The organism is Sphingobium sp., assembly GCF_049304695.1.
Lineage (GTDB): Bacteria > Pseudomonadota > Alphaproteobacteria > Sphingomonadales > Sphingomonadaceae > Sphingobium.
The window spans coordinates 21,509-37,810 of record NZ_JBAQOK010000010.1; the positions used below are offsets into that span (position 1 = coordinate 21,509).

Annotated in this window: 11 protein-coding genes; 5 read left to right on the top strand and 6 right to left on the bottom strand. The window is 60.3% G+C overall.

Annotated elements, in window-relative coordinates; translation table 11 throughout:
* The first annotated feature begins 6 nt into the window (after positions 1-6).
* Positions 7-1,689, top strand: a complete 1,683-nt coding sequence (locus tag WA070_RS01540) for an FAD-dependent oxidoreductase (protein ID WP_422632468.1) — start codon at positions 7-9, stop codon at positions 1,687-1,689.
* Here the strand turns inward: WA070_RS01540 and WA070_RS01545 are convergent.
* From WA070_RS01545 to WA070_RS01570, 6 genes are all read right to left on the bottom strand, one after another.
* On the bottom strand, positions 1,633-2,256 hold the full coding sequence (locus tag WA070_RS01545) for an NAD(P)-dependent oxidoreductase (RefSeq protein ID WP_422632469.1): 624 nt from the start codon (positions 2,254-2,256) through the stop codon (positions 1,633-1,635). The two genes, WA070_RS01540 and WA070_RS01545, sit on opposite strands and share 57 nt — an antisense overlap.
* 122 nt (positions 2,257-2,378) lie before the next feature.
* The gene (locus tag WA070_RS01550; protein ID WP_422632470.1) at positions 2,379-3,605 is read right to left on the bottom strand and encodes a cytochrome P450; all 1,227 of its coding nucleotides are present in this window, start codon (positions 3,603-3,605) and stop codon (positions 2,379-2,381) included.
* A gap of 47 nt (positions 3,606-3,652) precedes the next feature.
* Positions 3,653-4,423 (bottom strand): enoyl-CoA hydratase-related protein, encoded by a 771-nt coding sequence (locus WA070_RS01555; protein ID WP_422632471.1) that lies wholly within the window; start codon positions 4,421-4,423, stop codon positions 3,653-3,655.
* A 132-nt stretch (positions 4,424-4,555) separates the two neighbouring features.
* A complete protein-coding gene (locus WA070_RS01560; RefSeq protein ID WP_422632472.1) occupies positions 4,556-6,433 on the bottom strand; it encodes an AMP-binding protein in 1,878 nt (625 codons plus the stop codon).
* A gap of 2 nt (positions 6,434-6,435) precedes the next feature.
* Entirely contained in the window at positions 6,436-7,293 is an 858-nt protein-coding gene (locus tag WA070_RS01565) for an SDR family NAD(P)-dependent oxidoreductase (protein WP_422632473.1), read from the bottom strand.
* A 132-nt stretch (positions 7,294-7,425) separates the two neighbouring features.
* Entirely contained in the window at positions 7,426-9,729 is a 2,304-nt protein-coding gene (locus tag WA070_RS01570) for a TonB-dependent receptor (protein WP_422632474.1), read from the bottom strand.
* Positions 9,730-10,151: 422 nt separating this feature from the next.
* On the opposite strand from WA070_RS01570, the gene bktB reads away from it, so the two are divergent.
* From bktB to WA070_RS01590, 4 genes are all read left to right on the top strand, one after another.
* On the top strand, positions 10,152-11,339 hold the full coding sequence (bktB, locus tag WA070_RS01575) for a beta-ketothiolase BktB (RefSeq protein WP_422632475.1): 1,188 nt from the start codon (positions 10,152-10,154) through the stop codon (positions 11,337-11,339).
* A 45-nt stretch (positions 11,340-11,384) separates the two neighbouring features.
* Complete coding sequence (gene acs / locus WA070_RS01580; RefSeq protein ID WP_422632476.1) at positions 11,385-13,310, top strand: acetate--CoA ligase; 1,926 nt, start codon at positions 11,385-11,387, stop codon at positions 13,308-13,310.
* Positions 13,311-13,418: 108 nt separating this feature from the next.
* Positions 13,419-14,672 carry an NAD(P)/FAD-dependent oxidoreductase gene (locus tag WA070_RS01585; protein ID WP_422632477.1) on the top strand — a complete coding sequence of 418 codons (1,254 nt, stop codon included), beginning with the start codon at positions 13,419-13,421 and terminating at the stop codon, positions 14,670-14,672.
* A gap of 57 nt (positions 14,673-14,729) precedes the next feature.
* A complete protein-coding gene (locus tag WA070_RS01590; RefSeq protein ID WP_422632478.1) occupies positions 14,730-15,734 on the top strand; it encodes a zinc-dependent alcohol dehydrogenase family protein in 1,005 nt (334 codons plus the stop codon).
* The last annotated feature ends 568 nt before the right edge of the window (positions 15,735-16,302 follow it).

The window sequence follows — 16,302 nt, forward strand, 5'->3', positions numbered from 1 at the left end:
ATTGGCGTGAAGCAGGATAAGGATCTTCCATCCACGGTCTCGGACGTGATCGTCGTTGGATCCGGCGCAGCCGGCATGGTCACCTCGATCATGGCCGCCCAATCCGGGCTCAGTGTCACGTTGCTTGAAAAGACCGCGTGGATCGGTGGAACGACCGCCTTCTCCGGAGGAGGCGTGTGGATACCTCGCCATCATCACCTCGCTGCGCTGGGTCAGACAGACTCCCTGGAACAAGCGTGGCAGTATCTTTCCGGACTTTCTCCAGCCGCACTCGACCATGATCGCGTCCTCGCGTTTCTCGAGGCGGCTCCCGCAGCGGTCGCCTGGCTTGAGGCGCACACTCCCGTCCGCTTCACAAGTCTGCGCATTCCTGACTATTTCCCGGACATGGTTGGTGCCGTGCCCGGTCGCACCCTATTGAGCCGTGCCTATGATGGGGCATCGCTCGGCGATGCGCTGGCGTTGCTGCGACCGCCCCTCAAAGCCTTCTCCCTTTTCGGCTCCATGCAGATCGATCAGATCGAACTGCCCGACTTCTGGAGGGCTATGCGATCCACCGGCAGTCTGAAGCGGGTGATGTTCAGGATATCCCAATATGCCCGCGATCGGATCATGTCAGGGCGAGGGCGCCATCTCGCCAACGGAAATGCGCTGGCCGCGTCCCTCTTGCGCGCCATGCTCGATTACGGGGTCACCATCAATACCCAGACGCCGGTCACCTCGTTGGTGACCGAGGACGGCCGTATCGCCGGTGCAATCGTCGCGGGCGGCCATCTTCATCGCGCCCGACGTGGTGTCATTCTGGCCACGGGCGGATTTGGCGCATCGGCGCATTGGGTGCGCGAGCATATGCCGATGCCCCAGGTTCATGTCTCCTTGTCCGCCGAGGGCAATGTCGGTGACGGCTTGACGATGTCGATCGCAGCGGGAGGATCGCTGGATACCAGTGCCAGCGCATCGGGCATCCTCGCACCCGTTTCGACCCTGCGCGACAGGCAGGGCATCATCCGGGCGCGCTATCCTCATTTCGGTATAGATCGCGCTAAGCCTGGATCGCTTATCGTCGATCAGCGTGGCAAGCGTTTTGCCAATGAAGCCTCTCCCTACCACCAGCTCGTCGAGACCATGGTCGCCAACGATTGCGCGCGCGCTTGGTTAATCGGCGACGCCCGCTTCGTCCAACGGTATGGAATGGGGCTGGCGCGGCCATTTCCGTTTCCGAAAAGACACCTCGTCCAAGCGGGCTACCTCCATAAGGCGCACTCTCTTGGCGCGCTTGCCCAGAAGCTGGATATCGACCCCGTCGCCCTCGAAGATACAGTCGCGCGGTTCAACGATGCGGCATCCGCCGGCGTCGATGCAGAATTCGGCCGGGGGCATAATCGTCATGATCGCTCTTTGGGGGATAGTTCGGTCCGACCGAACCCGAACCTTGCGCCGCTCGACAGATCGCCCTTCTACGCGATCGCCCTCTATCCTGGCAGCGTGAGCAGCACGCTGGGAGCGCATAGCTCTGTCAACGGCGAGGTGCTGGACGCCGCAGGTCGCCCCATCGCCGGCCTTTACGTCGTCGGGGCTGATCAACAATCGGTGTTTTCAGGTCTGTATCCGTCAGGTGGCGGTTCGCTTGGGTCAGCGATCACATCTGCCTATCGAAGCGCGCGCCATCTGATCGACCAACCCGGCTGATTCAGACGGTCTGCCAAGCGCGAGGCAGCCAGGGCAGTGTAGCGAAACCACATTTGCCCTTGCCAGCAGGGTGTCCAGATCGGCGACGAAGGCGCCTTCGAAATCGCCAGCCGGACGCCGCGCATGATAGACGATCGTCATGCCGAAGGCAGCGACAGCCATACGGGCCAGAGCACGGGCGATACGGCCGCATTCGACAAGCCCTAGCGTGCGCCCCTGCAGGCTCGTTCCCATCATGTGAGTCGGCCGCCAGCCCGACCATCTGCCGGAGCGTAATTCGCGCTCTCCTTCGCTAGTGCGTCGCGCGACCATGAGCATCAGCGTCAATGCGAGCTCGGCAGTGGCTTCGGTCAGGACATCGGGTGTGTTGGAGACCATGATGCCTGCGCGTCGCGCTGCCTCCAGATCGATATGATCGGTGCCCGCTCCGTAATTCGCAAGCAGCCTGACACGACGTCCCACGATGTTGAGCACAGACTCGTCCAGCCGATCCGAGACGGCGGGACAGAGAATGTCGACGCTGCGGATCAGCACCTGCAGGGCATCGCGCGACAATGCGGTGTCCACCTCGTTCGGGAGAACAGCGTCATAATCCCGCGTCAGCCGGTCCAGGACCTGCTTTGGCCATTCTCGGGTCAGAGCGATCGAAGGCGTGACAGCATCTCCTCAGCGCAGCTTTTCTGATCCCATTAAGGCCGGGACCCGCTGCTGGGCCATACCAGCTTCAGACCCTTGAGTGTTCCCACTACGCCACCCTCGAACACGAGATCGGCATCCTTGGCGATGGTAAACTCGGGAATGAGCGCCAGCCATTCCTCCAGCGTGATCTTGAGCTCAAGCAGGCCAAGATGGGAGCCAGGGCATTTGTGCGGACCGTTGCCGAACGTCGAATGGGCGCGGCTGCGACGCTCGAGATCGAAGGCCATGGGATCGCTATGCTCTTCGTCATCGAGGCCATGCAACATCGAGGGTAGTATGATCATCTCCCCCTGCTTGAGCTCGACTCCGTCGTAGAGCATGTCATGCGCAACGCAGCGCCCCGTCACGACGACTGGGAAACGTCGCATGATCTCGCCGACGGCGCCCGGAATCTTGCCAGGATTCTCGGCCAGTATGCGTCGTTCGTCTTCATGGGTGGCTAGGAAATGCATGACGAAGCCGAGCAGATTGACGACGGTGTCGAGGCCAGCCAGCATAACCTGCAGGCAGAGTTCCGCCGCATTTAGCAGTTCGAGCACCTTTCCGTCGATCTGGGCCGTCGCTAAGTGCGACATCAGGTCGTCGCCTGGTGCCTTGCGTGCTTGTTCGACCAAGGGCTGCATGTAATCGAGAAGTTCGAAGATGATCGCGCGGCGGTCAGTGCCCGGTCCCGGCCGTGTCAGGAGATCGGTCAGATGCTTAAGCCGGGGCGTGTCCGACATCGGAAGGCCCATGAGCACGGCAAAAATGCGGATTGGAAAAACCTCGGCATATTCATGAGTGAAGTTCGCCTCGCCGCGGGTCAAGAACGGCTCGATCAGTTCTCGCGCCAGTTCGCGGATGCGGGTCTGGCTCTTCGACACTTCCTTGAGTGAAAGGCTGTTGTTGAGCAGAATCCGGTAGTCCCGGTGGGCTGGGGGATCGAGATTGAGCGGCGGGAGGCCGCGGCCGCCGGGCTTGGGCACTAGATTGTTGCTGCTGGAGAACTTGTCATAGTCGGCGAAGATCTCCTTAATCTGGCGCCCGCGCGTCGAGATCCAATGACCGCCATTGCACGGCGTCCAGATCAAATCGGCGGGTGAGCGGCTCTGCAGATCCTTCCACGACTGGTGAAAATCGCGCGCCACACCGGGTGGATTGTAGATGTCGAAATCGACCACACGGTCCGAAGGTACATGGCTGGGGGTGCCATTCTCGTAACGGGGAAATAATGGCATGCAATTTACTCCTGCCTGAACTGAAATGCCGGAAACCGCCATTGGCGTCATCGCCCTGCGAAGGAGACGGGGCGCTTCGCCAGGAATGCGGCGACGGCCTCCTTATGATCTGAAGACATCGCTGCCGCGGCCTGATCGGCTGCTTCGCGGGCTAGCGCCTCGTCCAGACCCTGTTCGAGACTGGCGTGCAGGCCTCGACGGGTAATTCCAAGCGCATAGGTCGGGCCATCGGCAAGTCTGCTCGCCAAGGCGGCCGCTTCGGACGAAAGGCGGTCATCACTCACCGCACGATAGATAAGTCCCCACTCTTCCGCCTGTGCGGCCGTGATGCGATCGCCCAGCAACAGCATGGCCTTTGCCCTTGGCAAGCCGATCAGTTTCGGTAGCGACCAGCTGGCACCGCCATCGGGCGCCAGGGCCACCCGGGCGAAAGTCTGCAGGAAATAGGCGCTCTGGCCAGCCATAACGATGTCGGCCATCAAGGCGATCGAACAGCCAATGCCGACTGCCGCACCGTTGATGCCCGCGACGATAGGGAACGGGAAGTCGGCAAGTGCTCTAACCAGCGGATTGAATTGCTCGGTCAGCACGTCCGCCGTCTGCGTCCCCGGATCGGACAGATCCGCGCCAGCGCAGAAGGCGCGACCGGCTCCGGTCAGCAACAGGACGCGGAGAGTGTCCGATGTCTGTATCTGCGCAAGCACATGTCGCAATTCGATTGCCATTTCTAGGCTGACGGCATTGAGCTTTTCAGGTCGTTGAAGTTGAACCACAGCCATATTGCCTTCGATCCGCAAACCGATCGTGTTGTAGGTCATGAAGCTGGACCCTGTCGTTTGACCAGTCGAACGACCCTGCCGATGTCTCGTACGAGGCTGCGGTGCAGATACAACCTCGCTGCTGGACGCGGTCTCTCTTCGCCGGCCCCTGCCATTCGCGCGACACACACGCTATTCCGCCACATTGCCAAGGGGTCGGTCAAACCTGAAATAGGGAAATTCGCTGTCCGCCTCGAACAGGCGGGAAACGGCTTCGCGACGCGTTTCTCTCACAACATGAGCCGCAACATTCCCCTTGTCAGTTTTCTCTCCGCGCTCGAAGGAGAGGGGTTCCTCGACCAAAAGGGCGGCGCCAATACGCCGCGAACTTCCTGGGCGCGCGGCATTGAAGCGCTCGAGCGCTTCACGCAGGGCCCGCGGGCCACCGTGCACATCATATGTCGGGGACGGCCAGAGCAGGACGCCGATATGATCCTGATCGGCGCCGCACAGAACGACTTCGGAAATGAGCGATGACAGGTCGCTCAGCAGGGCTTCGCGCAGCGCCGCCACGTTCACGAAGGTTCCGGACGAAAGCTTGAAGTCTTCCGCGATCCGTCCAGCGAACAACAGGCCACGCGCATGGTCGTTCGCATCGGCGAAGCGCACTGCGTCGCCGGTGTGGTAGAAGCCTTCCTCGTCAAAGAGCGCGGGCGCTGCGCCTGAAATCCCGATATAGCCGCTGGGCGGCATCATCGTCCTGCTCTTGAGCCGCAATTCCATTCGGCCGTTGCCCAGATCGAGAAGCTTGACCTGCGTCGTTGGCGGCGGAAGGCCAATGACGCTGGAGGGGCCGTCGCTCCAGTAGCGCATTGCGCCGAACATACATTCGGTTGCGCCGTAGAAACTGAAGATTGGCACGTCGGCGCCCCGCGCGAGACGCGACAGGGCGAGCATGCGATCGCGCACTGTATCGGGCAGGACCGCACCGCCAAAACCGATGAACCGCAAATTGGCAAAAAAGCGGTCGCGAAGATCGGTGTCAGACTCCATCGCATCGCAGAGCATGGCAAGGGCGATAGGAACGCTGATGTAAAAATGGGGCGAGACGTCGCGCAGGTTCGCTAGCGTCGTTGCGAACAGTGCCGGCGTCGGCTTGCCTTCGTCGAGCCACATCGTCCCGCCCGTAGCCACGACGTTGTTGAAGTTGAAATTCCCCGCCATGATGTGGCTGAACGGCATGCATTCGAGAAACTGCGGCGCCTCGCCGTCGAAATCGAGCAGTCCGAGTGCTTCGTTCTGGGCGACTGTCACCGTCAGGCTCGACTGCGGCTGAGGCGTTGCCTTGGGGCTTCCGGTCGAGCCGGACGTGTACATGATTCGGGCAGTAGTCTCAGGGGTGATCGCATCCATGCGTTGCGCGACTGCGGTAGTAGGCTGCGTGGCGATGACCTCGTCCCAAGTAAAAGTCGGGACATCTGGAAGGTGACCCGAAATGGCAATGAACATCACCCCGAGTTCGCACAGCGCCCGCATGGCGTCCTGGTAACGCTCGGCATCATCGACGATGACGACCTTAGCTCCGATGGCGGAAACACAGCCGTAAAGCCGCGTAAAATCGGAAGACGCGAGCGAATAGGCGACGGTGACGGGCGCTATGGCAGCGCCCGATCGCTGTATCCCGATTGCCGCAATGCCATGTTCGATCGACGGCCCGGACAGATAGCTGACACCATCGCCGAACCCCACGCCATGATCGATCAGCCACTGTGCCAGCGCGTTGGCAGCGCGCTGCGCCTGACGGTAGGTGATGGACCGCCATGCACCCGACGGCTCTCGCTGACGCATGAAAAGATTGTCCGGTACGCGACTAGTCACCGCGTCGAACAGATGAGGTAGGGAGCGGTGTACCGGCGGCAGTTCAAGCGTCGACATCATCCGGACGGTACCGTCGGACGCCATGGTCGAAATCACCGCGCGCTCGGGTGTGCGAATGAATCCAACCAAATCTTCTCTCCCTTGTCTCTCGGCTACCGTTGGTGCCGTTGGTTCGGCGAGATGATCGCTCACGGTCACAGGACATCGCAGGGATTGCGACTATCCCTAGCGCCATCCATGGCGGCAGCCAGGGAGTCGGCCGTTGACGACGGGTAGTCCGAGCCCCTTGTGAAATCGATGATGTCGGCCAACGCGGCAAATGCGCTTGTTGGGTCCGGCGTCTGAAGGCGACGACCAAGGCTGCGCTGCCAGCGCATAGCGGAAGCCCAGCCGCCGCCGGTTTCCATAATGACGCCCGTCAGCACACTTCGCGGATCAAGCAGCGCGATGGCGAAGGGCGATACGGCCTCAGCCGGAAGCCCCGATTTGAGCGCATCGGAAAAGACGCTCGCAGTCATGTCGGTACTGGCGATCGGCGCAATGGCGTTCACCCGGATGCCCAATTTGGCCCCTTCTATAGCCAACGACCGTGTCAGGCCCAAGATGCCGGCCTTGGCAGCAGCATAATTTGCCTGGCCAAACCCGCCGTGGAAACCGGCACCCGACGTCGTGAACAGAATGGAACCGCCGCCTTGCGAGCGCATCGGCTGCCATGCCGCTTTCGCGCAAGCATAGGAGCCACGAAGGTGGACATCAACGACCTCGTCCCATTCGGCATCGCTCATATTGGCAAAGCTCCGGTCGCGCACGATGCCGGCATTGTAGACCATCGCATCAATGCGGCCGAATGCCGCGGTTGTGGCTCCGACGATTCCAGCGCCTTCGCGACTGTCGCTGATAACGGCATGGGCGGTGCCACCGGTCGATCGGATCTCGTCGACAACATCGCTGACCGTCGCGCTTCGACCGGTTACCATTACCTGCGCGCCGGCCGCAGCCAGATCGAGACAATAGCGGCGCCCCAGACCGCGGCCACCGCCCACCACAAGCACGACCTGGCCTGAAAGGGATGCGGTAGACACGTCCGTCAAATCTCATCTCCCGTGGAGAGGGTCATTCCTCAAATCTGCGGATCGCTGCTTGTTCAGTCGCAGCGATCCCGAGGCTTCCGGTCATCCCGCCAGTTATTTAAAATTAATGGCAAAATTGACGCCATAAGTGACCGGCATTCCCGCGAAGCGGATGACCGCGTCGCCCCGCCGCACCGCTGTCGACCAGTAATATTTGTTGGTCACATTGGTACCGAACAGGCCTAGCCGCCAACCGGCCGATGGCTTTTCAATACCAGCTCGCAGATCCAGCAACCCATAGCTGTCGATGGCAAGCCGCGGATCCGGTACAAAATCGCCATTGGTGCTGCTGCGGAAGGTATAAGAAGTGCCCACATAAGCTTCGAGCGCGTCGCTCGCGTGCCAGCGATATTCTGCATCCGAGTTGATCTGCCATTTGGGAGTGAACGGGAAGGCGCGGTCCTTGAAGTCGACCAGCCTGCCGAACGCCGTGTAGTTGTTGAACGAACCGGTAACCTTGGTGCTGATGTAAGTCGCACCACCGGTCAGACGAAGCCCGTCCATGGGGTTGACCGTATATTGGATTTCAGCACCCCAAATACGCGACTTGGGAATGTTAACTAACGCTTCAAGCGGCCCGAAGATCGGCACAATGGCACGACCCTTAAGCTGCTTGTCGGTGTAGTCATAGTAAAACACCGCGCCGTTGAGTTGCAGCAGGCGCTGGAAAAGCGCGGATTTGAATCCGACCTCATAGGCGGTAACCTGTTCCTGCGTGACAGGCGCATACTGGTTGATATAGCTGGCCGGCAATGTAGAATAGGAGCCGGCCTTGAAGCCCCGGCTGACGCTGGCGTATAGGAGTTGCCCACGGGCGGGTTTCCATTCCACCGCGCCACGCCAAGAAACGTTATCCTCAGGAAGCTTGCCGTCGAACCGCGTCGGCACATTACCCGGCCCGAGGGTGACGCAGCTGTCAGGCCCGATCGTGCCGGGAGGCAAGTTGAAAGAGATTTCGAACCCCCGCCCGTAGCTGCCGTTGTCGCTATTCTTGTTGCAGGCAGAGAAGTTCACCGTGGTTTTGGTGTACCGCGCGCCGCCGCTAAGCGTGAGCGTCGAGGTGACCGGGACACTCGTATCGCCGAACAAGGCCCAACTTTTGTAGCGGGTGAGACTGTCCTGCGGCACATTGCTTATCGGCGGCAGGCCCAACCGGTCAAAGGCATGACCTGACGACTGATCTTTGAGATACTGATTCACCAGTTCATGGGCGCGGCTGTTCTCATAATTCCCACCAACGACCCACGAGCCTCGGTTCATGAACTTTCCACTCATGCGCGCTTCCTGGGAGAAGGAACGGATGGTGCCTTTAATCCTAAGGTCGGTCAGTTGAAGCGCCGTGCCATCGGAATCCTGCCCATAATCCTCTTTGAAGCGCGAATAAGAACTGATGGAAGTGAATGTGATGTCGTTGCTCACATCATATTCGATTCTACCCGAGGTCTGGACCATCCAATTGTCCTTACGCAAAGGGTTTGTGTTGCCCCAATCCGCTGCACGATCGTTGCTCGGCGCGCTAGGATATACGACGAGCCGGGGATCAAAATAGCCCGTCGACTGCTGAAAGGGCACGACGAGCTGCGCTGCCTGTGTGTCGGAATTGTCCTTGTTGGCGTTGACGGTCAGGCTGACCCGGAGCGACGCATCCGGCTTCCAGAGCATCTGCGCGCGCGCCTGCGTGAAATCGCGCTGACCAAGTGTCGCGTCGCGCGTGTAACTGCGCTGCCAGTCGCTGCCGCCTTCGTGCCTCACCGAAAGGCGCCCCGAGAGCGTGTCGGACAGCGGGCCGCTGACAAAGCCTTCTGCATGGAAGCGGTTGAACCGGCCATAGCCTAGCGAGATACCCGCCTCGGGCGAGACGGTTGGCTTGGCTGCGATGTAGTTGATCGCTCCGCCCGTCGCGTTCGATCCGAACAGCGTACCCTGCGGCCCCTTAAGAATCTCGACCCGCTCGAGGTCGAACGACGCGCCGGACGACATGATCGAGAAGGGAATGGGCACTTCGTCGATATAGACGCCGACGGTAGGCTTGGCGGCGAGCGTGCTATCGAAGAAGCCGACGCCGCGCAGGAAGTAGATCGGCGTGCCATATCCGCTGTCGATGGCGTTGAAACCGGGCGATATCTTCACCAAGCCCTGGACGTCCGTGATGCCCTGCTGGGTAAGCTGGAGACCCGACGCCGCGGTGATCGAGAGCGGGACGTCGTTGATCGACTGGCTGCGCTTTTGCGCTGTGACCACGATTTCGTCTATCGTTGCGGCGTTCTGGTCCTGCGGGGGCAGCGTCGTCTGAGCCGAAACGGTGGCCGCACAGAGCAAAGCGTTGCCGAGCGCAAGCGCGGAAATACCGGATTTCACGTAGAGTCCCCTCATTAGACATCCCCTCATGGCAAGTCGCGCCTGCCACCATTTTTACAATACGGACTCGACGCCGTACGGCCGAACCCACTCCCGAACGGTAGTCGGCTCCTTCAACAGCCTTGCCGGTCTTTTGACCATCCGCGATTCGGCAAGTCTGGTTTCGCGAGGAGGATGGCGGGTGGGCCAGCGTTCTGGGTGCCGCACATGGCGCAGGTTCTGCCTGCTTCCGCAGACGCCTGTCGCTCTACGCCATTTGCGAAGCCTCCATTGGCCGATGGAAGGTGTCGAAATACTTACCTTTGATGGCATCAGGCGTGCAGCATCTAGCAATTGCAAGAGGACGTCTTCCATGCCTCCAACTCAGACTGCTTGGCATTGGAATATCTTCCCGCTCGACATCAGAAATTTCGGAGTGAAGGATGGAAAGCATCTACATCTTAGCGGGTACCCGCACTGCGATCGGAACCTTTGGGGGCAGCCTCAAGGACGTCTCGCCCACTGAGCTGGGAACGATCGTGATTCGTGAAGCGCTTGCCCGAGCGGGCGTCGCAGGCGCCGATGTCGGCCATGTCGTCATGGGAAATGTCATTCCGACCGTGCCGATGGACGCCTATCTCGCCCGCGTGGCGGCAGTGGAGGCCGGCATCCCCGTCGATGTTCCGGCCCTGACGCTCAATCGCCTTTGTGGCTCGGGTCTCCAAGCGATTATCTCGGGTGCGCAGATGGTTGCATTGGGCGAGACCGACATTGTGGTCGCAGGCGGCGCGGAGACGATGAGCAGAGCTCCGCATATGGCGGTGACGGCGAGATTTGGCCAGAGGATGGGCGACATCACGATGGTCGACACGCTCACGGGTTCGCTGAGCGATCCGTTCAGCGGCGACCACATGGGCGTGACGGCAGAAAACGTTGCAAGCGATTTTGCGATCTGTCGTGAGACGCAGGACGCCCTTGCGCATGAGAGCCACAGACGTGCAACTGCGGCGCGTTCTGCCGGCCGGTTCAAGGATCAAATCGTGGCACTGCAGATCCAGGACCGAAAAGGCGTACGCGCGTTTGATCAAGACGAACATATCCGTGAAGATGTCAGCATCGACGACCTGGCCAATTTGCGGCCGGTCTTTCGCAAGTACGGGTCGGTAACGGCCGGCAACGCTTCGGGCGTCAACGATGGCGCCGCTGCCGTGGTGCTGGCTTCGCAAAAGAGCGTCGACGCCTTCGGGCTGCGGCCCAAGGCAAAGATCCTCAGCTGGGGCCATGCCGGTGTCGAACCCAGCCGTATGGGCCTCGGCCCGATCAAGGCAGTGCCCATCGCCTTGGAAAGGGCTGGCCTGACCGTCGACGACATGGACACGATCGAATCCAACGAGGCGTTCGCCGCCCAAGCCTGCGCCGTCGCGCAGACGCTCCATTTTCCATCAGACAAGCTCAATCCCAATGGCTCGGGCATCTCCCTCGGCCACCCGATCGGTGCCACCGGCTGCATCCTCGTCGTCAAGGCGCTTTACGAGCTGGAACGCATCGCCGGCAGATATGGACTTATCACCATGTGCATCGGTGGTGGTCAGGGCATCGCGATGGTCATCGAGCGGGCCAGCCAGCCGTGACGCCGTTCTGCGCCACATCCCAAAGCCCCAGACCCGAGAAGACAAATGCATAATCCTTTTATTCACGTGTGCGAGCCCGATCTGCAGCGGAGATCGCATGAGCACGAACGCTCCCTCGATGCCCCGGAGCGCTACTGGCTCAAGCAGGCCGAGCGCCTCGATTGGATGCGCCCGCCGACCAAGGCAGGAGACTGGTCCTTCGCTGAGGAGGATTTCCACATCCGGTGGTTCGAGGATGGCATCCTCAACGCCTCGGTCAATTGTATCGATCGCCATCTGTCCGATAGGAGCGACCAGACCGCCATCATCTGGGAACCAGACGATCCTTCGCAAAAGGCCCGGACGTTTAGCTATGGCGAGGTGCACGAGGCGGTCTGCCGTATGGCCAATGTGCTCAAGGTCTTGGGCACGCGCAAGGGCGACCGCGTCACCATCTATATGTCGATGATCCCCGAAGCGGCGTTCGCGTTGCTTGCTTGCGCAAGGATTGGCGCGGTCCACTCGGTGGTATTTGCAGGCTTCTCGGCCGAAGCGCTTGCCGGGCGGATCGACGACAGCCAGAGCCATATCGTCATCACGGCCGACGAAGGCAGACGTGGAGGAAAGACGGTCCCACTCAAGGCGACCGTCGACGAGGCGGTGACGATCTGCGGTGGCGTCGATGCCGTGGTCGTGGTGCGCGCGACTGGTGCGCCGTTGGCGATGCAGGTCGGTCGCGATCACTGGTATGAGGATCTCGCCAGCGATGCTGAGCCGCACTGCCCGGCCGAGCCCATGGCGGCCGAAGATCCGCTTTTCATTCTCTACACCTCGGGATCGACCGGAAAGCCCAAGGGCGTCGTTCATTCGACCGGAGGGTATCTCCTGTGGGCCGCTCTAACCCATGCCTCGGTCTTCGATTACCGTCGGGGCGAGATCTATTGGTGCGCTGCCGACATCGGCTGGATCACCGGTCACAGTTATATCGTCTATGGACCGCTAGCAAACGGCGCTACGACGCTGATGTATGAGGGCGTGCCCAATTGGCCGAGCCCCAGTCGGATCTGGCAGGTCGTGGACCGGCATCAAGTCGCAACTCTTTACACCGCGCCGACGGCGCTGCGTGCGCTGATGAAGGAGGGAGATGCCTTCGTCACTGCGACCAGCCGCGCTTCCCTGCGGATACTCGGCTCGGTCGGCGAACCGATCAACCCCGAAGCCTGGCGCTGGTATTTCGACATAGTTGGCGAAGGCCGATGCCCCATCATGGATACTTGGTGGCAGACCGAGACCGGTGGCCATATGATTACGCCATTCCCCTCGACGCCGACCAAGCCGGGCTCGGCCACACTTCCCTTCTTCGGCGTCGAGCCCCTTTTGCTCGATGCGCAGGGGAATGAACTGCGCGGCGAAGCTGAGGGTAACCTGGTCATTGGCCGCTCCTGGCCAGGACAGATGCGCGGCGTGTGGGGGGACGAGAACCGCTTCTTCGACACCTATTTCCGGACTTTCCCCAACGTCTACACGACCGGGGATGGTGCTCGCAGGGACGGCGATGGCTATTATTGGATCACCGGCCGCGTCGACGACGTCATCAACGTCTCGGGCCATCGGATGGGTACCGCCGAGGTGGAGAGTGCACTCGTGTTCCACGAAGCGGTTGCGGAAGCGGCGGTGGTTGGATTCCCCCACGACATCAAGGGTCAGGGGCTCTATGCCTATGTCACCCTCAATGCAGGGATCGAGCCAAGCGATACGCTCCGCCGTACGCTGCGTGATCATGTCCGCAATGAAATTGGCCCAATTGCGACACCCGATGCCATCCAGTTCGCACCGAGTTTACCCAAGACGCGGTCTGGAAAGATCATGAGGCGTATCCTGCGTAAGATAGCAGAAGGCGATCCCGGGTCGATCGGCGATGTATCGACCTTGTCAGATCCCTCGGCCATCGATGCTCTCTTGGCGGGGAACAAAGCCCCCAATCGACCATAAGAGGCAGCTGGATGCAGACGGAGGTCAGAATCGATCACGATCAGTTCTGCAGCCAATCCGAAGCCTGATGGCTGTCGATAGCCATCGCTTGGTGTGCCGAAACGGGAAATGCAGGAGAACGATGTGACACTTGAAAAATATGCGGTGGTCGTCGTTGGAGCCGGGCATGGCGGCGCACAGGTGGCAATCGCGCTCCGTCAACGCAAGTTTGCAGGATCGATCGCGATCATCGGCGAAGAACCGGAAATCCCTTACGAGCGCCCCCCGCTCTCCAAGGAGTATCTCGCGCAGGAGAAGGATTTCGATCGTCTCTTGATCCGGCCGGCGTCATTTTGGTCGGACCGTGAAATAGCGATGTTGACGGGGCGACGTGTAGTCGGGATCGACCCTCAAGCCCACACGATCATAACCGATCAGGGGCAGACCATTGGGTATGAGCATTTGATCTGGGCGGCTGGTGGGCATGCGCGCGCATTGGCTTGCCCGGGACATGATCTGCCGGGCGTGCATTCGGTCCGCAGCCGAGCAGACGTCGATGCGATGAAGGCGGAACTCGCGATGACGAGGAATGTGGCGGTCGTTGGCGGGGGCTATATCGGCCTCGAAGCGGCAGCCGTGCTTTCCAAGTTGAGCAAGAAAGTCACGGTTATCGAGGCACTGGATCGGGTTCTGGGCCGCGTTGCCGGCGAGCCCCTATCCCGCTTCTTTGAGGCCGAGCATCGCGCACACAACGTCGACATTCGCCTCAATGCCACCGTTGCATGCTTGAGCGAGACATCCGGCCGAGCATCCGGCGTGGAACTATCCGACGGTGAAAGCATCCCGGCCGAAATGGTTATCGTGGGCATTGGCATCGTTCCGGCGGTCCAACCACTGCTTGCCGCCGGTGCCGAAGGCGGAAACGGTGTCGCGATTGATCAGCATGGAAAGACGTCCCTGCCCGACGTCTATGCGATCGGCGATTGCGCCCTTCACCGCAACCATTTCGCCGACGGCATTGAGATCCGGCTGGAATCGGTCCAGAATGCCAACGACATGGCCACTGTCGTCGCCCGCGCGATCACCGGGGATCCTGTGCCTTATAATGCGGTGCCGTGGTTCTGGTCTAATCAGTATGATCTTCGGCTCCAGACTGTCGGCCTTTTGACAGGGCATGACTCGGTCATCATCCGCGGGGACGTCGCGAGCCGACGTTTCTCGCTGATCTATTTGAAGGCAGGGCGCGTCATAGCCCTCGACTGCGTCAATTCGGTTAAGGACTATGTCGAGGGAAAGTCGCTCGTGGTCGGCCGCATGGAGCCTTGCCCGGCGGATCTGGCCAATGTCCACATGCCTTTGAAGCAGATTGCGGTGGGTGGATAGGGGCGTGCCTCACGAACTCACCGCTTATGACTAGACGTTTAGGACGAGGAAAATGCTATGCTTGCAATGATCGTGAACGCGCCTGGTGGGCTGGAAAACGTGGTGGCCTCCGACATCGCCGAGCCACCCCCAGTCGGCAAGGGGGAGGTGCTGCTGGAGGTGCATGCCAGTTCGCTCAACTTTCATGACTATGCGGTGGGCTCGGGCATGTTTCCCGTCGGTGACGGTCGGATTCTGCTTTCGGATGCTGCCGGAGAGATTTCGGCTGTCGGAGAGGGCGTCGAAGCCTTCGCAGTAGGCGACGCCGTCATGTCGACTTTCTACGCGCACTGGGAGGATGGGACGCCTCGGAGCGGTCGTCTGGGCATTTACGGAGACGAGTTGGACGGATTTGCCCGCAAACGGGTCGTCCTGCCGGCTACTTCGCTTACAAGAAGCCCAAAGGGCTACTCCCATTTGGATTCTGCAAGCTTCTGTTGCGCTGGACTTACCGCCTGGCGCGGTCTTATCTCGAATGGACGTCTCAAACCGGGTGAACAGGTTCTAGTGCAGGGTAGCGGCGGCGTATCCGTATTCGCGCTACAGATTGCCAAGGCCATGGGCGCGCACGTCATCGCGACCTCTTCGTCGGACGAGAAGCTCGAATGGCTGCGCAGTCTCGGAGCAGATCAAGTGGTGAATTATCGCACGACGCCGGCTTGGGGCGACGTCGTCCGGAAGTTGAGTGGAGGCGGGGTCGATCATGTCATCGATGTCGGCGGTCCGGCAACGCTGCCGCAGTCGATTGCCGCTGTTTGCCGAGGCGGCCATATCGCCTTCATCGGCCTGCTCTCTGGGAGCGATGGACCGATACCTACGACATTAATGCTCAGGAAGGAGGTGCGTCTGATCGCTGTGTCCGTCGGCTCACGGCAACATCAGCGCGAAATGGTGCGCGGCATCGAAGGGCTCGGCATCAAGCCGTGGATAGATCGAGTCTTCCCGCTCGACCAACTGGCCGATGCGCTCAGATATCAGCAGAGCGGCACACATCGTGGCAAAATCGGCATTGCAATCAGGTGATGAGGGATAGCTTGATCTCCCGATGAGACTGCCGCGCGGTCTTGGTGGCGTTCCAAACGACGAACGCTGGATTGCCTAAAGAAGAATGGCGCGCAGTCGGGATTTGCGGTCATATCCGGTTCGAAACAATCAGCCCAGTTCCGCGACTAATCCGAAGTGCTGGGCGATAGACCGGGTAGAGCTAGATAAATCGAACGCGATCAACATCTCGCGAAGCATCCTTGGCCAGGACGGCAAACGGTTCCAAGCCAAATACTTATCAAGTGAAAATGCGTATTTCTGGCATTTATACATAAAAATAACATCAATTTAGGGAGGGTTTTAATGCGTCGGATCTTGTTGATAGGATTCCATTTCTCAAACACCTTCCTGCAAAAAGGGGGAAACCCCATAAATCCAGGAAATTTGCACTTCGAGATAGAATCCGCCCTTACAACCAGCTGTTTGAGCTGCTTAGAAAAGACACTATCTCCGCTAGATAGAAATGACACCATTTATAGCAGCAGGGTCTGCGCGGAGCCATCCGCCTAGCGCAGCGCAGACCCTGCTGATGGCGTGACATTGGTGG